Source organism: Streptacidiphilus sp. EB103A, from assembly GCF_041261405.1.
Taxonomy (GTDB): domain Bacteria; phylum Actinomycetota; class Actinomycetes; order Streptomycetales; family Streptomycetaceae; genus Streptacidiphilus.
Map to the genome: position 1 here is coordinate 100527 of NZ_JBGCAQ010000023.1, position 20623 is coordinate 121149.

Annotated in this window: 20 protein-coding genes; 4 read left to right on the forward strand and 16 right to left on the reverse strand. The window is 70.7% G+C overall.

Going from position 1 to position 20623, the window contains the following annotated elements; translation table 11 throughout:
* Positions 1-20: 20 nt before the first annotated feature.
* Positions 21-1754, forward strand: a complete 1734-nt coding sequence (locus ABH941_RS32830) for an amidohydrolase (protein ID WP_370133232.1) — start codon at positions 21-23, stop codon at positions 1752-1754.
* Between the two features lie 98 nt (positions 1755-1852).
* On the opposite strand, the gene ABH941_RS32835 is transcribed toward ABH941_RS32830, so the two are convergent.
* Complete coding sequence (locus ABH941_RS32835) at positions 1853-2275, reverse strand: CoA-binding protein (protein WP_370133233.1); 423 nt, start codon at positions 2273-2275, stop codon at positions 1853-1855.
* An 85-nt stretch (positions 2276-2360) separates the two neighbouring features.
* Positions 2361-3692 (reverse strand): UDP-glucose/GDP-mannose dehydrogenase family protein, encoded by a 1332-nt coding sequence (locus tag ABH941_RS32840; RefSeq protein WP_370133234.1) that lies wholly within the window; start codon positions 3690-3692, stop codon positions 2361-2363.
* Positions 3693-3871: 179 nt separating this feature from the next.
* Between ABH941_RS32840 and ABH941_RS32845 the strand changes: the two genes are divergently transcribed.
* Positions 3872-5047 carry an acyl-CoA dehydrogenase family protein gene (locus tag ABH941_RS32845; RefSeq protein WP_370133235.1) on the forward strand — a complete coding sequence of 392 codons (1176 nt, stop codon included), beginning with the start codon at positions 3872-3874 and terminating at the stop codon, positions 5045-5047.
* Positions 5048-5062: 15 nt separating this feature from the next.
* Here the strand turns inward: ABH941_RS32845 and ABH941_RS32850 are convergent, their stop codons facing one another.
* Both ABH941_RS32850 and ABH941_RS32855 read right to left on the reverse strand, forming a co-directional pair.
* The gene (locus ABH941_RS32850) at positions 5063-5419 is read right to left on the reverse strand and encodes a hypothetical protein (protein WP_370133236.1); all 357 of its coding nucleotides are present in this window, start codon (positions 5417-5419) and stop codon (positions 5063-5065) included.
* 124 nt (positions 5420-5543) lie between these two features.
* Positions 5544-7256 (reverse strand): RICIN domain-containing protein, encoded by a 1713-nt coding sequence (locus ABH941_RS32855; protein ID WP_370133237.1) that lies wholly within the window; start codon positions 7254-7256, stop codon positions 5544-5546.
* A 182-nt stretch (positions 7257-7438) separates the two neighbouring features.
* Between ABH941_RS32855 and ABH941_RS32860 the strand changes: the two genes are divergently transcribed.
* Positions 7439-7777 carry a cellulose binding domain-containing protein gene (locus tag ABH941_RS32860; RefSeq protein WP_370133238.1) on the forward strand — a complete coding sequence of 113 codons (339 nt, stop codon included), beginning with the start codon at positions 7439-7441 and terminating at the stop codon, positions 7775-7777.
* A gap of 287 nt (positions 7778-8064) precedes the next feature.
* On the opposite strand, the gene ABH941_RS32865 is transcribed toward ABH941_RS32860, so the two are convergent.
* The 10 genes from ABH941_RS32865 to ABH941_RS32910 all read right to left on the reverse strand — a co-directional run bounded on the left by ABH941_RS32865 (position 8065) and on the right by ABH941_RS32910 (position 16857).
* A complete protein-coding gene (locus ABH941_RS32865; protein WP_370133239.1) occupies positions 8065-8424 on the reverse strand; it encodes a luciferase family protein in 360 nt (119 codons plus the stop codon).
* 52 nt (positions 8425-8476) lie between these two features.
* Positions 8477-8692 (reverse strand): hypothetical protein, encoded by a 216-nt coding sequence (locus ABH941_RS32870; protein ID WP_370133240.1) that lies wholly within the window; start codon positions 8690-8692, stop codon positions 8477-8479.
* A gap of 108 nt (positions 8693-8800) precedes the next feature.
* Entirely contained in the window at positions 8801-10258 is a 1458-nt protein-coding gene (locus ABH941_RS32875) for an aromatic amino acid ammonia-lyase (protein ID WP_370133241.1), read from the reverse strand.
* Positions 10259-10388: 130 nt separating this feature from the next.
* On the reverse strand, positions 10389-11549 hold the full coding sequence (locus tag ABH941_RS32880) for a low temperature requirement protein A (protein ID WP_370133242.1): 1161 nt from the start codon (positions 11547-11549) through the stop codon (positions 10389-10391).
* Positions 11550-11588: 39 nt separating this feature from the next.
* Positions 11589-11912, reverse strand: a complete 324-nt coding sequence (locus ABH941_RS32885; RefSeq protein WP_370133243.1) for a multidrug efflux SMR transporter — start codon at positions 11910-11912, stop codon at positions 11589-11591.
* 20 nt (positions 11913-11932) lie between these two features.
* Positions 11933-12640: an HAD family hydrolase gene (locus ABH941_RS32890; protein WP_370133244.1), complete on the reverse strand. Its 708-nt coding sequence runs from the start codon at positions 12638-12640 to the stop codon at positions 11933-11935.
* 84 nt (positions 12641-12724) lie between these two features.
* Positions 12725-13852: an ABC transporter ATP-binding protein gene (locus tag ABH941_RS32895; RefSeq protein WP_370133245.1), complete on the reverse strand. Its 1128-nt coding sequence runs from the start codon at positions 13850-13852 to the stop codon at positions 12725-12727.
* 34 nt (positions 13853-13886) lie between these two features.
* Entirely contained in the window at positions 13887-14756 is an 870-nt protein-coding gene (locus ABH941_RS32900) for an ABC transporter permease (protein WP_370133280.1), read from the reverse strand.
* A gap of 23 nt (positions 14757-14779) precedes the next feature.
* Positions 14780-15673, reverse strand: coding sequence for an ABC transporter permease (locus ABH941_RS32905; RefSeq protein WP_370133281.1), 894 nt, complete (start codon positions 15671-15673; stop codon positions 14780-14782).
* A gap of 20 nt (positions 15674-15693) precedes the next feature.
* Positions 15694-16857 (reverse strand): ABC transporter substrate-binding protein, encoded by a 1164-nt coding sequence (locus ABH941_RS32910; protein WP_370133246.1) that lies wholly within the window; start codon positions 16855-16857, stop codon positions 15694-15696.
* 263 nt (positions 16858-17120) lie between these two features.
* Between ABH941_RS32910 and ABH941_RS32915 the strand changes: the two genes are divergently transcribed.
* A complete protein-coding gene (locus ABH941_RS32915; RefSeq protein ID WP_370133247.1) occupies positions 17121-17858 on the forward strand; it encodes a GntR family transcriptional regulator in 738 nt (245 codons plus the stop codon).
* A 7-nt stretch (positions 17859-17865) separates the two neighbouring features.
* Here ABH941_RS32915 and ABH941_RS32920 read toward each other — a convergent pair whose 3' ends face one another.
* Both ABH941_RS32920 and ABH941_RS32925 read right to left on the reverse strand, forming a co-directional pair.
* Positions 17866-19032: an LCP family protein gene (locus ABH941_RS32920; RefSeq protein ID WP_370133248.1), complete on the reverse strand. Its 1167-nt coding sequence runs from the start codon at positions 19030-19032 to the stop codon at positions 17866-17868.
* 121 nt (positions 19033-19153) lie between these two features.
* Positions 19154-20530, reverse strand: a complete 1377-nt coding sequence (locus tag ABH941_RS32925; protein ID WP_370133249.1) for an LCP family protein — start codon at positions 20528-20530, stop codon at positions 19154-19156.
* Positions 20531-20623 lie beyond the last annotated feature (93 nt).

Sequence of the window (20623 nt, forward strand, 5' to 3'; positions counted from 1 at the left end):
CCGCACCACCTGGAGCCCGCATGACTACTCACCCACAAGCGGCAGCATCTGCCCCGGCGAGCTCGGCCACGTCGGGTTCACGTGGGGGTACGGGGGGTCGCCCCCCGGAGGGTGGGAGTACCACCCACGCCGACCTGGTCCTCACCGGCGGCCCCGTCCTCACCGTCGACGGTGCCCGCAGCCGGGCCGGCTCCGTCGCCGTCACCGCGGGGCGGATCACCGCCGTCGGCCAGGACGAGGTCCGCGAGCTGATCGGCCCCGGGACGGAGGTGGTGGACCTGGCCGGACGGATGCTGCTGCCCGGCTTCCAGGACGCGCACATCCACGCCGTCTACGGCGGCGTGGAACTGGGCGAGTGCGATCTCACCGGCACCACGGACCCGGACGAGTACCGCCGCCGCATCCGTGCCTACGCCGAGGCGCACCCCGAGCGGGAGTGGATCACCGGCGGCGGCTGGTCCATGGAGAGCTTCCCCGGCGGCACCCCCACCCGGCAGTTCCTGGACGCCCTGGTCCCCGACCGTCCGGTCTACCTGCTGAACCGGGACCACCACGGGGCCTGGGCCAACACCCGGGCCCTGGAACTGGCCGGACTCACCGCCGCAACGGCGGACCCGTCCGACGGACGGATCGAACGCGAGGCCGACGGATCCCCCGGCGGGACCCTGCAGGAGGGCGCGACCGGCCTGGTCGCCCGCGTCGTCCCGCCGACCACCCTGGCCGACCGGGTCGCCGGGCTGCTGCGGGCGCAGCAGTTGCTGCACTCCCTCGGCATCACCGCCTGGCAGGACGCGCTGCTCGGTGTCTTCAACGGCCAGCCCGACCCCTCCGACGCCTACCTCGCCGTCGCCTCCGACGGCCGCCTCACCGCGCGGGTCAACGGCGCCCTGTGGTGGGACCGGTCGCGCGGCGCGGAGCAGATCCCCGAGCTGGTGGAGCGGCGCGAGCGGCTCCGGGTCGGACGGCTGCGGGCCGACTCCGTCAAGATCATGCAGGACGGCATCACCGAGAACTTCACCGCCGCGATGACCGTCCCCTACCTGGACGGCTGCGGCTGCTCGACCGCCAACAGCGGCCTCAGCTTCGTCGACCCGGACGCCCTGCGCGACTACGTCACCGAGCTGGACGCCCTCGACTTCCAGGTCCACTTCCACGCCCTCGGCGACCGCGCGGTCCGCGAGGCCCTGGACGCGGTGGAGGCGGCCCGCGCCGCCAACGGATTCCGTGACACCCGGCACCACCTGGCCCACCTGCAGGTCGTCCACCCCGACGACGTCCCCCGCTTCCGCGCGCTGGGCGCGGTCGCCAACCTCCAGCCGCTGTGGGCGGCGCACGAGCCGCAGATGGACGAGCTCACCATCCCCTTCCTCGGCGGGGACTCGGCGCAGTGGCAGTATCCCTTCGCCGACCTGCTGCGCGCCGGCGCGACGCTGGCCTCGGGCAGTGACTGGCCGGTCAGCAGCCCGGACCCGATCCAGGGCATCCACACCGCGGTCAACCGCAGGGGCTATGGCGACGGCGCGCACCCCGTCTTCCTGCCGGACCAGCGGCTGGACCTCGGCACGGCGGTCGCTGCTTACACGGCGGGCTCTGCGTATGTGAATCACTTCGACGACGCAGGGAGCATTCGGGTGGGGGCGGTGGCGGATCTGGTGGTGCTGGACCGGGATCCTTTTGCGGGGGCTCCCGAGGAGATCGGGGCTACCAGGGTTGAGCAGACGTTCGTTGGGGGTGAGCGGGTCTGGTGCAGGTAGTGCATGGTTGAGCGCGCAGTTCCCCGCGCCCCTGACGTTTGCAACTGAGCCAGTTGCAGACCCTCAGGGGCGCGGGGAACTGCGCGCTCAGCAAACGCTTACGTAGAGCGCGGCAGCCGTGGGATCTCGATGGCCGGGCAGCGGTCCATCACCATGGTGACCCCGGCGTCGCGGGTGCGCCGGTACGCGGCCTCGTCGATGACGTTCAGTTGGAACCAGACCGCTTTGGCGCCGACGGCGACCGCTTCGTCGGCGACTGCTCCGGCGAGGCGGCTGTTGACGAAGACGTCGACCACGTCCACCGGGAAGGGGATGGCGGCCAGCGAGGGGTAGCCCTGTTCGCCGTGCACCGTCTCGGCAGAGGGGTGCACCGGCACGACCCGCTTGCCGTACCGCTGCAGCACCTTGGCCACGCCGTAGGCGGCGCGTGCGGTGTTGTTGGAGAGGCCGACCACCGCCCAGGTGTCGCCGGAGCCCTCCAGGATCTCGCGGACGGTGGCGTCGTCGCCGTAACTGCTCATCGGTCTGCTCCCTCGGCCCCGCCGGTTCTTCCGGTCACTCCGGAGAACCGGCGGGCGGGCGACCGCATTCCTGGTCGGGCCGGGTTCAGCTGGGGCGCCCCAGCGCGCGGTAGGTCCAGCCGGCCTCGCGCCACTGCTGCGGGTCCAGGACGTTGCGGCCGTCCAGGATCCGGGGTTCGGCGACGACCGCGCCGAGCTCGTCCGGGTCCATCGCGCGGAACTCCTGCCACTCGGTGAGGTGCAGCACGACATGGGCGCCGGTGACGGCCTCCACTACGGACTCGGCGTAGTTCAGCGCGGGGAACATCTTCCGCGCGTTGTCCATGGCCTTGGGGTCGTAGACGGTGACCTGCGCGCCCTGGAGCTGGAGCTGTCCGGCCACGTTCAGCGCTGGGGAGTCGCGTACGTCGTCCGAGTCGGGCTTGAAGGCCGCGCCGAGCACCGCGATCCGGCGGCCGAGCAGGCCGCCGCCGCACTGCTCGCGGGCCAGCTCCACCATCCGCGAACGGCGCCGCATGTTGATGGAGTCGACCTCGCGGAGGAAGGTCAGCGCCTGGTCGGCGCCCAGCTCCCCGGCCCTGGCCATGAAGGCGCGGATGTCCTTGGGCAGGCAGCCGCCGCCGAAACCCAGACCGGCGTTGAGGAACCTGCCGCCGATCCGGGTGTCGTAGGCGAGGGCGCCGGAGAGCTGCACCACGTCGGCGCCGGACGCCTCGCAGACCTCGGCCATGGCGTTGATGAAGGAGATCTTGGTGGCCAGGAAGGAGTTGGCGGCGGTCTTCACCAGCTCGGCGGTGGGGAAGTCGGTGACGACCAGCGGGGTGCCCTTGTCGATCAGCGGCGCGTACAGCTCGCGCAGGGTGGCCTCGGCCTCGGCGCTGCGGACGCCGATGACCAGCCGGTCCGGGTTCAGGGTGTCGTCGACGGCGAAGCCCTCGCGCAGGAACTCGGGGTTCCAGGCGACCTCGGCGGCGGCGCCGGCCGGAGCCGTCTCGGCCAGCCGGCGGGCGAGCCGGTCCGCGCTGCCGACCGGCACGGTGGACTTCCCGACCACCAGGGTCGGCCTGGTCAGATGCGGCGCCAGCAGATCGAAGGCCGACTCCACATAGGACATGTCGCAGGCGAACTCGCCGCGCCGCTGCGGGGTGTTGGTGCAGATGAAGTGGACGTCGCCAAAGGCACCGACCTCCTCCCAGGAGGTGGTGAAGCTCAGACGTCCGGTGGAGCCCTCGAACCCGCGCAGATGCTTGCGCAGCAGCTCCTCCAGGCCGGGCTCGTACATCGGGACGTTCCCGGAGGCGAGTGCGGCGACCCGTTCGGGAAGGATGTCGAGCCCCAGGACCTCGAAGCCGAGCTCTGCCATGCAGGCCGCGTGGGTGGTCCCCAGGTAGCCGGTCCCGATAACGGTGATCTTCACGGCGCTGAACGTCCTTCCGCCGGATGGATTGGTCGAGCAAGTAAGTAAGAGGGCCTGCGGATACTACCCGCGAAGTCTGAACGCTGTTGCGGACGTCACGCAACGGACTACGGGCCGGAAGCTCTAGAATCGGGGAGGAGCACATGTTACTTAACGGTAGATAACTTGGGGTGAGGCGCATGGCGTCCAATGGTTCGTCCAACGGGTCCGCGGACTTCGACCTGTTCCGGGTCTCCGAGGAGCACGAGATGCTCCGGGACGCGGTGCGTTCGCTCGCCGAGTCCAAGATCGCTCCGTTCGCGGCCGAGGTGGACGAGCAGGCCCGCTTCCCGCAGGAGGCCCTGGACGCGCTGACCGCCAACGACCTGCACGCGGTGCACGTACCCGAGGAGTACGGCGGCGCGGGCGCCGACGCACTGGCGACGGTGATCGTGATCGAGGAGGTGGCCCGGGTCTGCGCCTCCTCGTCGCTGATCCCGGCGGTCAACAAGCTGGGTTCGCTGCCGGTGATCCTTTCCGGCGACGAGGCGATCAAGCAGAAGTACCTGGCCCCGCTGGCACGCGGCGAGGGCATGTTCTCCTACTGCCTGTCCGAGCCGGACGCCGGCTCGGACGCGGCCGGGATGAAGACCCGCGCGGTGCGCGACGGCGACTTCTGGGTGCTCAACGGCGTCAAGCGCTGGATCACCAACGCCGGGGTCTCCGAGTTCTACACGGTCATGGCGGTCACCGACCCCGACAAGCGATCCAAGGGCATCTCCGCGTTCGTGGTGGAGAAGGGCGACGAGGGGGTGTCCTTCGGGGCGCCGGAGAAGAAGCTGGGCATCAAGGGCTCGCCGACCCGCGAGGTCTACCTCGACAACGTCCGCATCCCGGCCGACCGGATCATCGGCGCCGAGGGCACCGGCTTCGCCACCGCGATGAAGACCCTGGACCACACCCGGATCACCATCGCCGCCCAGGCGCTGGGCATCGCGCAGGGCGCGCTGGACTACGCGGCCGGGTACGTCAAGGAGCGCAAGCAGTTCGGCAAGGCGATCGCCGAGTTCCAGGGCATCCAGTTCATGCTCGCCGACATGGCCATGAAGCTGGAGGCGGCCCGCCAGCTCACCTACGCCGCCGCCGCTCGCTCCCAGCGCGGCGACAGCGACCTGACCTTCTTCGGCGCCGCGGCCAAGTGCTTCGCCTCCGACGCCGCGATGGAGATCACCACCGACGCGGTCCAACTGCTGGGCGGCTACGGCTACACCCGCGACTATCCGCTGGAGCGGATGATGCGGGACGCGAAGATCACCCAGATCTACGAGGGCACCAACCAGGTCCAGCGCATCGTCATGGCCCGCAACCTGCCGTAGGGGTAAAAGAGCAGGTCAGCAGCCTGATTGCATCGCCAGAACAGGCGCCCTTCCGAAGCCGGAAGGGCACCTGCCCTCGTAGATGTTGTTCGTCGCGTCGTGCAGCGTCCAGCCGGTCACCTGCTGGCCGCCGGAGATCACCGGCGTCTGGTCGGACGCGGCCTGCCGGCGGACGGTGTGTCCGTTGGCGCCGGAGTCGGTGCTGCCGAGGCTGAGCGGGGAGGTCAGGCGGTAGGTTCCACCGGCGAGCTGGACGACAATGTCGCCGCTCATGCTGCCGTCGATGGCTACGACGGACGCCTTCGCCTGGGTCAGGGCCGTGGCGGTCGGGCCCCCGCCGGGCAGGAACGCCAGAATCAGGCACGTCAGCACCCCGACACTCAGCAGCGCCAGTGGAATACCCCGTCGGCCCCGGTTACCCGTCAGTTGCCGCCGGGGCCGAGGAGAACGGACCCGACCCCGTCGAAGCGGGCGGGGCCGGGTCCGCACATCCCGCCTACTTGAGGGGTGTGCCGCCCGAGTTGTGATAGGCGATCGTCTTGTTGATCAGGTTTCCGCCGTCGGTCTCGACCGAGGTCTGTTCCTGCTGCCCTGGACCGAACAGCAGACCGGCGATGTGTGCGTCCGCCACCTGGTCCATGTGCGCGAAGAACCAGTCCACCTTGTCGTCCTTGTAGTGGTTGAGCGTGTTGTTCTGCGCCATGTTGCCCACGGGGATCTGCCACAGGACCACCGGCTTGCCCACGGACTCGGCCATCGTCTTGTAGAAGGCCAGTTGGGCGGCGGCCTTCTGGTCGTTCCAGAACTTGTCGAGGGCGCCGTGGGCGGGCTGCGCGTACCAGCCCGCGTCGCGGTCCGACACGTCGGTGGCCAGGAAGTCGGCGGTCTGTGCGCCGAGGTGGGCGTAGTCCTTGACGCACTGCGGGGTGTTCTGCTGCCAGTCGAAGCAGGACAGGTGCAATCCCGCGGCGGTGTTCGGGGCGTACTTGTGCGCCATCGCGATCAGGCACTGGGCGAGTCCGGCGGCGCTGTTCTCCTGCGATCCGCAGTCCGTCGGGTTCGCGGCCGTGACCTGCGCGGCGACCTGGCGCGGGTCGCCGAGCGACCGGACGTAGCCCCAGAAGTCGGGCTCGATGTCGATCATGTCGTGCGAGGTGCCGATCTTCTGGAGGAAGAAGCGGTAGTCGTTCAGGTACCGGGTGAGCAGGTCGGCCCTGTTGATTGCTTGAACCTCGCCCGGACCGTCGCCCTGGCCCGCCGCATCCCCGAGGTCGCGCAGCGAGTACCACGTCCAGAGCATCTTCTGCGGACGCGGGCTGCCCTTGTACGTCGCCTGGGCCGCCACGCTGTCGCGCCAGGTCACGTAGGTGCCGGGCGCCGTGGTGCTGCCGTTCCAGCAGCCCCACCAGCCCGACCAACCGTCGTGGCAGCGCGCTGCCGAGTAGTAGTCCGACGAGGGCGCGGGCTGGCTGTGCACATAGGCGTACCGCACGTCGAACGGCGCGGCGGCCGCCGAGGCGTCGGACATCGAGCCGCCGATGAGTACCGTGCTGCTGCCCATGAAACGCTTCGCCGAGCTGCCGCCGCCCGCGGGGGTCGGCGGCGCCGACGTCGGGCGGGTACCGCTCGGCGTGGCGGGCGTGGCGGGCGTGGCGGGCGTGGCGGGCGTGGCGGGCGTGGCGGGCGGGGCGCTGCTGCCGGATTTCCCCGGGTTCCCAGTGCCGCTGACGCTGTCGGCCGGGACGAGCTGCCACTGCTGGTTCGTGCCGTTCCAGTCGTGGTACTGGGCTATGTGGCCCCCGTCGGCCTTGGAGCCGAGCGGGACCTCGACGGCCTTGCCGCTGAAGCGGTTGATCAGACGTACGTTGCCGTCCGGCGACTTCTCCAGGTGGAACTGCTGGTTGGCGCCGTTCAGGTCGCGCCACTGCACCAGCTCGGAGCCTTCGGTCTTCGACCAGTTGTAGTCGTCCAGCACCTTGCCGGAGTTCCGGTTCTGCAGGCGGTAGTTCCCGTCACCCGAGTCGATGAACTTCCACTGCTGATTGGTGTCGCCGTTGCGGCTCCACTGCACCACCGAGGCACCATCGTTCGTGGCGTAGCCGAGGTCGTCCAAGACCTCGCCGGTGTTGTGGTTGACCAGCACGTACCAGCCGTTCGTGTCCACGATTTCCGCCGAGGCCGTGTTGATCGTGACCACGGAACCGCCCACGACCGCCAGACTGACGGCCGCCCAGAAGCTCCGACGCTGGTACAACCGACGGCCATGATGCGTCTGCCGCCGCCCCGGAACGGCAAAGCGGAACGACGCACGACCATGCCGGGCACGGCCGCCGGACGACGCTTCCGGCGACGAGGATGGGCGAGGGGACATGTCGATGCTCTCTTTCAGCCATGGCCTTTGACCAGACCGCCTGTCCGGACACCACCCAGTTGCCACCACCCCCGGAAAAGGTTGCCGCGAACCGCGAAGATTCTGGTCGGGCACCGCGCCGGCCGGCGATCACGGACTGGAAGATCACGTTCGGGCTCCCGGCCCGTGAGCACGTCACCGCCGGCTGGAACGTCACGCACAGCCAGCGCGGCGCCACCGTCACCGCCCAGCCCGTGAGCTACGACAAGACCATCGCGGCCGGAGCCACTCTGCCGTTCGGGTTCAACGCCTCGGAATCGGGCACCGCGGCCCAGCCCACCTGGTACGCCCTCAACGGCGTGCGGTGCACGGGCCACTGACCTTCGAGGCGTGACATCGCCGAGTACTGACTCGGACGGAGGCCGGCCGGCGCTCGCCGCCGGCCTCCGGACCGCCCCGACGGGGGTGCTGTCTGGGCCCGGAACGGCCCCGACTGTGGCATGCGAACCGGTCGAGGTGGCGCATCGTCATGGCGCGGAACCTGCCGTGACGGCAATAGAGGCGGCGGGTTTTTAGGGGCGCGGGGAACTGCGCGACCAACCCTCTACGGAGGTGCATGGTTGGCAGCGCAGTTCCCCGCGCCCCTGTTGAGGCGGCGGCGTAGCTGTCAGGCGGCGTGGATGATATCGATGCGGCCCATGTTGCAGGGTTCGGACGGGCCGCAGTCGGCCTTGAGGCAGAGGCTGACCAGGGAGACCAGCAGGTCCCCGTCGGCGTCGCAGTCCAGGTGCACGGTGGCCCAGGCGGAGTCCGGATGCAGCCGGAACGCCGTGGAGCGTTCCAGCTCGTCGTGGATGCGCGCGATCACCGGGCGGGTGAGCAGCACGTCGGCATCGCGCTCGGTGTGCAGATGTACGATCTCGCGCCCGTCCGCGAAGATCGCTGATCCGGTGCCGCAGCTGGCCGGTGCGGTGGTGAGGTCGGGCCAGGTCGCTAGCTGCTCGACGGCACGACGCGTGGCGGTCATGCAACCATCATCCCCTGGACGCTCGGGAATTCACCACCCTTCAGTCAAATGTTCAGTCCATGGGGACCGAGCGCGGCGGTGGGGGTGTCGGCGGGTGTTCCGGGCCGTGGACGGCGGCGGGCCGCTCCTCGTCGTCCGGGCGGGGCTCCGGGCGGGGCTGGGGGCGGAGGTGGCCGTAGCGGAGCATCCGGCCCACCAGCAGCCCCAGGAGCAGGGAACCGACGAGCCAGGCGCCGAGCACCAGCAGAACCGTCCCAGTTGTCCCCATAGCACCTCCCCGCTCTCCTCTGTAATGGATGGCATACGCTCAGTGATGATCTCCCTCCATCATCGCTCCTTCGGGGTCCTCCGCGTCAACTCCGCATTCCTGTAGGCCTCACAGCGAGGGTCGGGCCAGTAGCTGCGCCGCCGCCTCGACGTCCGGGGTGAGGTCGCGGTCGGCGGTGCCCGGGTCGAGGACGGCGCCTGCGTCGCGCTGGAAGCGGCCCAACTCCGTTGCCGGGTCCAGGATCACCCCGTTCATCCGCAGCGCCCGTACGGCCGTGACGAGTTCGCAGGCGAACACCAGGCGGAGCAGGGCGACGCCGTCCAGCAGGTGCCGGGCGCCGCCGGCCGCGAAGCTCGCGTGCTCCTCGACGCCGCGGGACAGTACGGCGTGGCCGAGGGTCACCGGCTGGGCCAGGGTGCGCAGTTCGGCCAGCGCGGACTGGGCGGCGTACTCGGTGACCATGACCCCGCTGCTGCCGTCCTCGTCCTGGGCCAGGAAGGCCGGCAGGCCGGTGAAGACGGGGGAGACCAGCACCCCGATCCGGGCCGTGGACAGTTGCGCCGTGCCCAGCGCGGCCAGTCGGAGCTGGTCCGTCGCCAGCGCCAGCGAGGCCTGGTGGAAGCCGCCGTGGTGGTGGTAGTCCGCCGGCTCCAGTGAGAGCAGCGGGTTCTCGGCGGCGGCGTTGATCTCGATGGCGAGGACGGACTCCAGCGCGTCGGCGGCGTCCAGGGTCGCGCCGTGCACCTGCGGCAGGCAGCGGAAGCCGTACGGGTCCTGCACCAGCGGTGGTTCCCAGGGGAGCGGATCGAGCAGCTCCCGCATCCGGGCGGCGAGCCGGGTCGCCCCGGCGTGCGGACGCAGCGCGTGCACCACCGAGGCATAGGGCTCGGTGGAGCCGCGGACCACGGTGAGGGAGAGCGCCGCGATCAGCGGGACGGCGTCCAGAAGGATCGCCAGATCGTGGTGGGCCAGGGCCGCCTGACCAATCGTCAGGGCACTGCTGGACATCAGTGGCAGTGCGTCCCAGCGGTCCAGGGCCAGCGGTTCCGGGGCGGGGCCGCTGCCCTCGCCCTTGCGCCAGGGGTGCTCCCCGGCCAGTGCCAGGCCGAGTTCGGCCAGGGCGGTCAGGTCACCGGTGCCGATCGAGCCGTAGGCGTGCACCTCCGGGACGTGTCCGCTGTCGAGGGCCTGGGCGATCCGGTCCGCGACGGTGGCGCTGATCGCCGATCCGGCCCGGAGCAGCTGGTTCAGCCTGACCGCGAGCATGGCCCGGGTCTGCTCGACCGGGACCAGCGGGCCGATGGCGCCGCTGTGGCTGCGCAGCAGGCGCATGCCGTGGTCGCCGGCGGCGGCCTCGCTGAGGTCGGTGGTGCGGTTGGCGCCGACGCCGGTGGTGTGGCCGTAGACGCGGCGGCGGGTGACCACGTCCTCGGCCGTCCTGCGGGCCTGCAGCATGCGCTCGCGGGAGGCGGGGTCGATCCGGGCCCGCGCGGTGCGCCGGGCGAGGGCCGCGATCTCGGCGGCCGTGAGCGAGGCGCCGTCCAGGGTGAGTATCGGGGCTTTCACTGGCGCTGGATGCCTTCCTGGGCGGACGCGTGCGAGGTGGCCCCTCATCCTGGATGGATGTCTACAGTCGATCAATGGACCGATGCAAGAATTTCATCATGCGGACGGTGCACCGTCGGTTGCTCGGGCCTCAGTTCATCCCGCGCCGGTTGATCCGGATCTGCTCCCAGATGTTGAGACCGACGACCAGCGCGGCGAGCAGGCAGAGCGTGGCCAGCGCGGGCAGCCGCGGTACGGCGGGGAGCAGCAGCAGGGCCACCGCAGCGACGATCAGACGGGTCGTGGAGAGCAGCCGGAACATCCGCCAGCGGGTGTAGCCGAAGGTGGCGAGGTAGAGGGCGCAGCCGCCGACCAGCAGCGAGCCGCCGCCGGTGGTGAGCCGCAGGCCGGGGTGGGCCACCGACTCGGTGAGGCCCACGGCGACCGCGATGATCGCGGCTATCAGGCTGAGGTGGGCGTAGGACAGCACCTGCCGGACCATGTCGACCCGGACCGCGGCGGTGGTCACGGCATGGCGCATGGCGTCGGCGGCATAGGCGAAGTAGACCCACCACAGCCCTCCGATGAGGACGAACGAGACGGCCACGGCGACCAGTTCGGCGGCGGAGAGGCTGGTGGCGGCGGCGAGCGGGGTGCCGACGGAGATGATGGTCTCGCCGAGTGCGAGCAGCACGAACAGGGTGAAGCGCTCCGGCAGATGGGCGGGGTGCACCGGTACCCGCAGCAGTCGGCTCCGGGCCAGCACGGGGGTGGCCAGGTCGAGGCCGGCCGCCACCGCCCACAGCGCGGTCCTGGCGTCCCCGTGCAGCGCGCCGCCGATCACCAGCATCGGCCCGGTGACCAGCGCCCCCATGCCGAACGGACTGACCAGCTGACCGCCGATGGCGGCGACCCGGCCGGCCAGCACCAGCCGCGCGGCGAGGTAGGAGCAGCCGAACAGCAGCCCGCGGGAATCGTAGGCATGGGTCACCGAGAGCGCCATGAACAGGCCGCAGAGGCCGACGGCGAAGATGGTGAGTCGGTCCACCGGGTTGTCGATGTCATGGGTGCTGGCCTGGATGCTGGTGCCGACCCAGGCCCAGTAGACCGGGACGAAGACGATCAGGGCCCGGCCGATGCCGGCCCAGCCGTGGTCCGCGTGCAGCAGCGCCGAGACCTGGGTGACGCACAGCGCGAACACCAGGTCGAAGAAGAGTTCGGCGTTGGTGACGCGCTTCTCGGTGAGGTCCGCCGCTTCAGTGGTGCTGTCGCTGCCGTCGGCGCCCTCTAGTTCGGCCGTCTGCTCGGTCACGCGTCGATACTGCCATGCCGAACGGATGCTGATGGAACGTCAGTGCGATGCTCCGCCCAGGTTCAGTGCCACCACCCCGGCGATGATCAGGGCGATCCCGGCGAGCTTCGCCGCGTTGACGCCCTCGCCGAGGAAGGCGAAGCCGATGGCCGCGACCAGGGCGGTGCCGGCCCCCGACCAGATCGCGTAGGCGGTGCTCACCGGGATGTGCTTCAACGCCTGGGCCAGGAACACGAACGAGAGTCCGTAGCCGACGACCACGACCAGGCTGGGGAGCAGGCGGCTGAAGCCCTCCGAGTACTTCAGCGAGACCGTCGCGCAGATCTCACTGCAGATGGCGAGGGAGAGGAGCAGGTAGGGCATGGGTGGGGGAGTCCTCACGGTCAGGTGCTGGATCGGTCTTCCCCAGCCCGGACCAGGGCACGCAGCAGGGCGAGATCCACGTCGAGCAGGCTACCCACCACCAGCCGTCCGGGCGCCTCCTCGACCCGGGCGGCGGAGGGGACGGCGAGCACCGCGCAGCCGGCCGCCTCGGCCGAGGCGATGCCGGTGGGGGTGTCTTCGACGGCCACGCAGTGGGCGGTCGCCACGCCGAGTGCGGCCGCGGCGGCGAGGTAGGGGTCGGGGGCGGGCTTGGTCCGCGGGGTCTCGCCCGCGGCGAAGGACACCGCAAAGCGGTCCCGGCCCAGCGCGTCCAGGACCACGTCGACGACATGCCGGGGCGAGGCCGAGACCAGGGCGGTGGTGACCCCGGCGGCGACCAGGGCGTCCAGCAGCGCCAGGGCGCCCGGCATGGGGACGACCTGGTCCGCGACCAGCAGCGCGAACCGTTCGTCCAGCGCGTCGGCGAGCCGGTCCAGCGGGAGCGGCCGGGCGGCGTGCTCGGAGCGCAGCCGGCGGTGCAGATGCTCGGCGGTGTCCGCGACGGCCCGGCCGAGGATGTGCGGTTGGTCCTGTTCGTCCAGGTCCAGGCCGAGTTGCTCGGCCTCGATCCGCACCGCCTCCAGCCAGAGTCTCTCGGTGTCGACCAGGGTGCCGTCCATGTCGAAGAGGACGGCCTGGAGCTGGTCGGTGGCTTGGATCGGCGGCACGTGAGCTGCTCTCTGAAGGGATGGTTGTGGGCAGGCCGATGCTGCGGGGTCCCGGGGGACTCCGCAGGGGTCGGTGAGCCCCGGTCAGTCGGCGGGTCGGGCGTCCACCAGGACCGGGCGCTCGGGCAGTGAGACGGTGACGCCGCTGCCGGCCGGGAGTTCGGCCGCGTCGTGGGTGGACAGGTCGACCTTGATGCTCCTGCCGTCGGGGAGTTGGACGCCGAGCCGGGTGACCGCGCCCAGGAAGGTGCTTCCAGTGATGATCGCACCGCTGCTGCCCTGGGCACTGAGCAGCACATTCTCCGGGCGCACCAGCACCTCGACGTCCTGCTGCGCGGCGGTCCGCTCGCCGTCCACGGGCAGCCGCTGGCCCAGCACCTCGACCGTGCCGGGGTCCTCGCCGACGCGTCCGGGGATGCGGTTCATGGTGCCGACGAACTCGGCGACGAACGCGGTGGTGGGGCGGGCGTAGAGCTCGGCGGGCGCGGCGCACTGCTCCAGCCGTCCGGCGTGCATCACCGCGACCCGGTCGGCCATCGACAGCGCCTCCTCCTGATCGTGCGTCACAAAGAGGGTGGTGATGCCGAGTTCCTGCTGGAGCCGGCGGATCTCCTCGCGCAGAGTCAGCCGGACCTTGGCGTCCAGCGCCGACAGCGGCTCGTCGAGCAGCAGCACGCGTGGGCGCAGGGCCAGGGCGCGGGCCAGCGCGATGCGCTGCTGCTGGCCGCCGGAGAGCTGGTGCGGGTAGCGGTCGCCGTACTGGGGGAGGCCGACCAACTCCAGCAGCTCGTCCGCGCGCTTGCGGCGCTCGGCGCTGCCGACCCGCCTCATCTTGAGGCCGAAGGCGACGTTGTCGCGGGCGTTGAGGTGCGGGAACAGGCTGTACGACTGGAACACCATGCCGGCGTCGCGGCGGTGCGCGGGGATGCCGGTGATGTCGCTGCCGTCGACCAGGACCGCGCCCGAGTCGGGGCTCTCGAAGCCGGCCACCATCCGCAGCGCGGTGGTCTTGCCGCAGCCGGACGGGCCCAGCAGGGCCAGCAGTTCGCCGGGGCGGACGGTGAGGTCCAGGCCGTCCAGGGCCGTGTTCGTTCCGAAGCTGCGGCGCAGGCCGCGGAACTCGACGGTGGCTCCGGCGCTGTTGTCAGTGGCGGCTGCTGGAACGGGATCAGTGAGGGACGGGGTGTCGGCTGTGGGGGCCGTCTCGGTCATCTGGGGCTCCCTGGAGCGGGTCGTGGACATGTGGTCACTGGTTCGCGGGGGTGGCGGCGCCGCGGCGTCCGCCGCCGGCCGACAGGACGAGCAGCAGCAGCCAGGTGAGCACCAGGCTGACGATCGAGACGGCGACGGTCACCGGCCCCTGGCCGGCGGCGTTGCCGTTGACGATCCAGACGGCGAAGGGGACGTACCCCAGGATCGAGGAGACCGTGAACTCCCCGAGCACCAGCGCCAGGGTGAGGAACGCGGTGTTCAGCAGGGCGCCGCGGAGGTTGGGCAGGATCACGGTGACGATGGCGCGGGTGCGCCCCGCCCCGTTGTTCTGCGCGGCCTCCAGCAGGGTGCGCACGTCCAGCGCCCGCATCCCGGCGTCCAGGGTGCGGTACGCCAGCGGCAGCGCCATCACGACGTAGGCGAGCAGCAGGATCACCGGGAAGGTGGGGTTCTGGATGTCGATCAGCAGTTGCTGGATGAAGGTGGTCTGGCCGGGGACCATGTTGTCGCTGCCCCAGCGGAGCACGCTGGTGATCCCGGCGGTGAGCGCGATCGAGGGGACGACCAGCGGCAGGGTGCAGGTCAGCTCGACGAAGGTGCGCAGCCGTGGCCCGCCGAGCCGTACCGCGACGACCGCGGGGATCAGCAGCAGGTACACCACGGCGATGGTCGCCGCGGCGAGCTCCAGCGAGAGCTGCAGGGCCGGCCAGAGGCCGGCCACGCTGAAGATCTGGCTGTAGGCGCTGAGGTTGAAGCCCTTCACCGGGTCGTCGACGGTGAACAGGAAGGAGGCCAGGATCGGGACGGCGAAGTACAGACCGAAGATCACCAGCACGGCGGCGCGTCCCAAGCGCGGATGGCCACGACGGCCTGCGGACTTCTGCTTGCCGGGCGGCGGGTCCATCGCCTCGGTCAGCGTTGCTGCGGTCATACCAGCCATCGGGCGCTCCGGCGTTGCAGGGGCAGGTACACGGCCATCACCAGCACGGCGATGACCACCATGTCCAGGCTCATGGCCAGGGCGACATTGCCGGCGTCGGCGGCCACATTGCCGTTGAGGGCGTTGGCGATCTGCAGGGTGATCAGCGGCACCGAGGCGCCGACCATCGCGGCCGCGGTGGCGTACGCGGCGAAGGCGGTGCCGAAGAGCAGCACGAATCCGCCCAGCAGCGAGGGGGCGAGTACCGGCAGTGCGACATGGCGCCAGTACTGCCACGTCGTCGCGCCGTTGTTCTGGGCCGCCTCGCGCCACTGCCGGCGCAGCCCGTCCAGCGAGGGCAGCACGCTGAGCACCATCAGCGGGACCAGGAAGTAGAGGTAGACCAGATTGAGGCCCCAGAAGGTGTAGAGGCTCCAGCCCGCGTCCTGGAGGTGCAGACGCGTGGTCAGCACCCCGGCGTTGCCCAGGGTGGCGATGAAGGCGAAGGCCAGCGGGACCCCGCCGAAGTTGGCCAGCACCCCGGAGGCGCTGAGCACGGCGTGCCGCAGCGCCTGGAACCGGGAGGTGACCACGGCCTGGGCCAGCAGCAGCCCGCCGACGGTGGCGATCAGCGCCGACGTGGCGGACAGCTTGACGCTGCCGATCAGCGCGGTCAGGTAGCCGCCCTGGAGCGAGGCGCTGAGGTTGCCGGAGGTGAAGGCGGAGGGCGTGCCGGGGGTGCTGGAGGTGTTGGTGGTGAACGCACCGTAGGCCATGGCGACGGCGGGGATGCCGAACGCCACGGCGACGAAGAGCAGCAGCGGGACGACGGCGAGGCGCCCCGCCGCCGCCCGGCGCAGCAAGCTGCCCGGGCGGCGGCGGAGGCCTGCGTCCCCGTCGATCGGAGCGGGGTCGGCGGTGCTCACCCGGCGATGGCCTTCGCCCAGCCGGAGGCCAGGGTGGCCTTGGCCTTGGTGATCTGGGCCTGGGTCGGGAAGGTCGGGGTGCCGGTGACGGCGGGCAGCTTGGCGGCGGCGGCCGTGTCCAGGGTGCCCGCGGTCTTCATGGCGTCCATCTCGACCGGGCGGGCGAAGCCGCTGAGGAAGAGGTTCTGGCCCTCGGCGCTGTAGAGGTACTCCTCCCACAGCCGGGCGGCGGCCGGGTGCGGCGCCCACTTGTTGATGGCCTGGTTGTAGTAGTTGGCGTACAGGCCGTCGGTCGGGACGTTGACCTGCCAGTTGATGTTCTTGGCCTTGAACTCGGCGGCGTAGCCGGCGTTGAGGTAGTCCCAGTCGATGGTGATCGGGGTCTCGCCGGACTCCACGGTGCTCTGCTTGGCCTGCACCGGGTTGAAGTTGCCCGCCTTCTTCAGCTTGGTGAAGAAGTCCAGGCCGGGCTGGATGTTGTCGAGGCTGCCACCGTTGGCCAGGGCCGCCGCGTAGACGCCGGCGAAGGCCGCGCCGGCCTGGGTCGGGTCGCCGTTCAGCGCGACCATGCCCTTGTACTCGGGCTTGAGCAGGTCGGCGAAGGTCTTGGGGCAGTTCGGGACCTTGGTCTGGTTGCAGCCGATGGAGACATAGCCGCCGTAGTCGAAGGTCCAGGAGCCGTCGGCGGCCGCCTGGCCGGTGGGGATGGAGGAGAAGGTGGCGACCTTGTACGGGGCGAACAGGCCCTGCTGGGCGCCGCTGAGGGCGAAGGCGCCGCCGAGGTCCAGCACGTCGGGCGCGCGGCCTTGGTTCTTGGTGGTGGTGACGGCGTTGATCTCGTCCTGGCTGGAACCCTCGGGGTTCTCGTCGTTGATCTTGATGCCGTACTTCTTGGTGAAGCCGTCCATGATCGCGCCGTAGTTGGCCCAGTCACGAGGGAGGGTGATCGCGTTCAGCGTTCCCTCCTTCTTGGCGGCCGCGACCAGGGCGTCCATACCGCCCAGGTCGGCCGCGGAGGTCGCGGTGGCAGCGCTCTTGGTGCCGGACGTGGAGCCGGCTGCAGTGGTCTTAGACGTCGAGGAACCACAGGCGCTGACAGCGAGCGCTGCGGCCACCAGGACGCCGGTGAGGGCGGCGGCCCGGGTACGGGAGGGGGTCACGAGGTCTCCTGACGAGGCGTCTGAAAGGCGAGACTTGTTTGGACAAGCTGGTGACAGTACGCCCGAGGATGATGACAGCACGGTTAACGCGGCGTAGACACTTGCGCTCCTCTGGCTGTCGTTATCCTGCGTTCTGGGCCGGTGTTTCACGCCTCACCCAGGTAACGGTACGATCACGCAGTCGGCTGCACGGGGTCGCGCCGGGGTCCGGTCGCCGACAGTACTGTGCACAATCCAACCGCACTCACAGGGAGGTTCACACGGTGGCAGCACGCCACGAGGAGATCGCCGAGGAGCTCCGCCGCGCCATCGACCGCGGCGAGTACCCCGTCGGCGGCACCCTTCCCACCGAAAGTGACCTCGCCGCCCGCTACGAGGTGTCCCGGGGCACGGTCCGCCAGGCTGTCGCCGCCCTCACCTCCGAGGGCCGGATCGGCTCCCGGCAGGGCGCCCGCCGGGTGGTCCTCGGCAACCGCCGCAGCCAGAGCTTCGCCGAGCTGCGCAGCTTCGCCCAGTGGGCCAGGGCCATGGGCCGCACCGCCAGCGGGCGGGTGATCGAGCAGTACCGCCGCCCGGCCACCGCCGAGGACACCGAGCGGCTACAGCTCCCGCCGGGCTCCGATGTGCTGCAGGTGCTCCGGGTGCGCGGTCTGGACGGCGAGGCGGTCCTGGTCGAGCGCAACGCCTACCCGATCTGGGTGGCCGAGGCCGTGGAGCGGCTCCCGGCGGACTGTGAGTCCGTGGTCCAGGCCCTCTACGACGACATCGGCATCATCTTCGCCTACGGCGAGCACACCATCGACGCCGTCGCCGCGGGCACCCAGGACGCCGAACTGCTGGGCATCCGCCGCGGCGGACCGCTGCTGCGGATCCGCCGCACGACCACCACCCATGCCGGACGGCCCATCGAGTGGTCCGACGACCGCTACCGGCAGGGCTCGGTGAGCTTCGCCGTGTCCAACTCCATCGGCTCCAACCCGCTGGCCCGGCACGTCGGGTGAGGCATCGTCAACTACCGGTGGTTCCCGACGGGTTGGACTTGGCGGTGACCGGTCTGTCGTTCTGGATCTCGTCGAACAGCGTCGCCGAACCGCTGGGCGACCACAGCACCGCCGAGGCGCCGCCGGGTGTGGTGTAGTTCTGCGTGGACAGCGGCACCGTCACGGTCTTCCCGCCCGAGCCGCTGACCCGGTGCATCTGCAGGCCGAACTGGCTGAGCGTCCACATCCCGGTCCCCCGGTCCACCGTCAGCGAGTCCAGGGCGGCGCCCAGGAACGGGTACAGGGTGAACGGGTTGAGCCAGGTGCCAGGACTGACCACCTGCTTGGCCATGGCCTGCAGGAACTGCTGCTGGTTCTGGATCCGGCTGAGGTCCGAGTCCGGCAGCGAGTAGCGGGTGCGTACCAGCTGCAGCGACTGGGTTCCCTTGAGGGTCTGGCAGCCCGCCTTGAGGTCGGCGCCGGACTTGGCGTCGACGACCGGCGCGGACAGGCAGATCGGCACCCCGCCCAGCGCGTTCACGATGTCGACCACCCCGGTGAAGCCGACCTCGGTGTAGTGGTCCAGGTGGATTCCGGTGGTCGTCTCCACGGTCTTCACCAGCAGTTGCGGACCGCCGGCCGCGAAGGCGGCGTTGATCTTGTCCTTGTGCGACGCGTGCGCGGTCCCGCTGCTGCTCGTCCAGGCGGGGATCGTGACGTAGGAGTCGCGCGGGATGCTCATCAGCACCGGGCCGTTGGAGCCCTTGTGCAGCACCATGATGGTGTCGGTGTTGACCCCGGTGTCGGAGCCCACGTGCAGCTCCTGCTGCTGTTGCCTGGTCAGCCCGGCCCGGCTGTCCGAACCGACGATCAGCCAGTTGGTGCCGGGGCCGTCCGCCGGGCGCCCGCTGTAGTCGGTGATCGCGGCCACCTTGGTGAGCCTGCCGTCGGCCCAGATCCAGGTGCCGGCCACGACCAGCAGCAGAAGCACCACCAGCACACCGAGCAGGAGCAGCAGCGACTTCCACCGGCTGCGCCGCCGCCTGGGCCCGCGCTCGGCCTTCCGTCCGCTCCGCCCGGCCCGGTAGGCGCCGCCGGTCGCGGGGTCGGCCTGCTCCCTGGGCACCCCGCCGAGTCTGGCGGCCTGTGCCCGCGGCGACAGCTCGGGCGGCAGGGGGTCCTCGGGGCTGGTCATGATCCGATCATCGGCTCCGCCGCGCGGAAAGCGTGAGGGGCGCACGGCGGCGGGCCGGAAATTGGCCCGTCCGCCGTACGCCCCTCACTCCGGCCCCTCGACCGCCCGGTGTCAGCCGGCGTCAGCTGGAGAAGGTCGGCACCGTGGTGTCGTTCTTGAAGGCGTTGAAGACCTGCTGCGCCTCGGTCATGTTCCACTTCACCGCGTCGCCGTCGGAGGCGGTCGGGTAGTTGGCGTTGGCGATCGGCACGGTGATGGTCTTGCCGTTGCCGCTCTTGACGTCCTTCATCGCGAAGAACATCGAGGACAGGTCGGTGAGCCCGGTGCTGTTGTCCACGGTCAGCAGCGACAGCCCGCTGTTCAGCGTCGGGTACAGGGTGAACGGGTTCAGCAGCGTGCCGGCCGAGGTCGCCTTGTGCGACAGCGCCGCCAGGAACTGCTGCTGGTGCTGCATCCGGGCCAGGTCCTGGGTGGCCTCCTGGTGCCGCTCGCGGACGAAGGCCAGCGCCTGGGCGCCGTTCAGGGTCTGGCAGCCGGCCTTGAGGTTGGCGCCCGAGGCCTTGTCGACGATCGCCTTGGTCAGGCAGATGTCGATGCCGCCCAGGTCGTTCACCACGTTGACGAAGCCGGAGAAGCCGATCTCGGCGTAGTGGTCGATGTGGAGGCCGGTGTTGTACTCCAGCGTCTGCACCAGCAGCGCGCCGCCGCCCTCGGCGAATGCGGCGTTGATCTTGTGCTTGGCGGCGCTGTGCTTGACGCCCTTGCTGTCGGTCCAGGCCGGGATGGTGACATAGGAGTCGCGCGGGATGCTCATCAGCGTGTTCCCGTTGGAGCCCTCGTGCAGGATCATCATCGAGTCGGTGCGGGCCCCGGTGTCGTACCCGGTGTGCAGCGCCTGCTGCTCCGCCTTGGTCAGGCCCTGGCGGCTGTCCGAGCCGACGACCAGCCAGTTGGTGCCCTTGCCGGTGGCCGGGCGGCCGGCGTAGTCGACCAGCACATTGCTGTGGGTCAGCTTGGAGTCCGCCCAGCAGTAGGTGCCGACGCTCACCACCAGCAGCGTCAGGACCACGGTGAACAGGGTGAACCTGACCTTGCGGCTGCGGGACCACTTGCGTCGGCCCGAGCCCGGACCGGTCCCGCCGCCCTTGCCGCCGCGGCCCGGGCCGCGCGGGTCCAGCTCCGGCGGCAGACCCGAGCCGGGCGGGCCGGCCGGCGAGCCCTGCCTCCCGTAGGACGGCTGCTGCTGCGGTACGGGCCGGCCGACCTGCTGACCCCCGGACCGCCGGCCGGCGCCGGGGCCGCGCGGGTTGAGCTCGGGCGGCAGCGGCTGCTGGCCCTGGCTCTGCGCCCAGGGCGCCCCGGCCTGGCCGGCCTGGCCACCCTGGCCGGGCCGGCTGGTGCGGGTCTCCCAGCCACTGATGTCACCGGCGCCCTGTCCGAAACCGCCGTTGTTCCGGCGTGCGCTGGACCCGTCGTCCCAACCGTCGTGCGTCGTCATACGCCGAGGATGCCCTCTTTTGCTGTCCGTCAGGTGCGAAGAAGGCCGTTATGGGCAGGCTGTAGCAGTTTTGATGCACGTCGGTGAAGGGTC

Coding starts and splice junctions, on each gene's coding strand:
- ABH941_RS32830 (WP_370133232.1), top strand. CDS start 21: ATGACTACTCACCCACAAGCGGCAGCATCTGCCCCGGCGAGCTCGGCC.
- ABH941_RS32835 (WP_370133233.1), bottom strand. CDS start 2,275: ATGAGCAGTTACGGCGACGACGCCACCGTCCGCGAGATCCTGGAGGGC.
- ABH941_RS32845 (WP_370133235.1), top strand. CDS start 3,872: ATGGCGTCCAATGGTTCGTCCAACGGGTCCGCGGACTTCGACCTGTTC.
- ABH941_RS32860 (WP_370133238.1), top strand. CDS start 7,439: ATGGCCTTTGACCAGACCGCCTGTCCGGACACCACCCAGTTGCCACCA.
- ABH941_RS32865 (WP_370133239.1), bottom strand. CDS start 8,424: ATGACCGCCACGCGTCGTGCCGTCGAGCAGCTAGCGACCTGGCCCGAC.
- ABH941_RS32870 (WP_370133240.1), bottom strand. CDS start 8,692: ATGGGGACAACTGGGACGGTTCTGCTGGTGCTCGGCGCCTGGCTCGTC.
- ABH941_RS32885 (WP_370133243.1), bottom strand. CDS start 11,912: ATGCCCTACCTGCTCCTCTCCCTCGCCATCTGCAGTGAGATCTGCGCG.
- ABH941_RS32895 (WP_370133245.1), bottom strand. CDS start 13,852: ATGACCGAGACGGCCCCCACAGCCGACACCCCGTCCCTCACTGATCCC.
- ABH941_RS32900 (WP_370133280.1), bottom strand. CDS start 14,756: ATGGACCCGCCGCCCGGCAAGCAGAAGTCCGCAGGCCGTCGTGGCCAT.
- ABH941_RS32920 (WP_370133248.1), bottom strand. CDS start 19,032: ATGACCAGCCCCGAGGACCCCCTGCCGCCCGAGCTGTCGCCGCGGGCA.
- ABH941_RS32925 (WP_370133249.1), bottom strand. CDS start 20,530: ATGACGACGCACGACGGTTGGGACGACGGGTCCAGCGCACGCCGGAAC.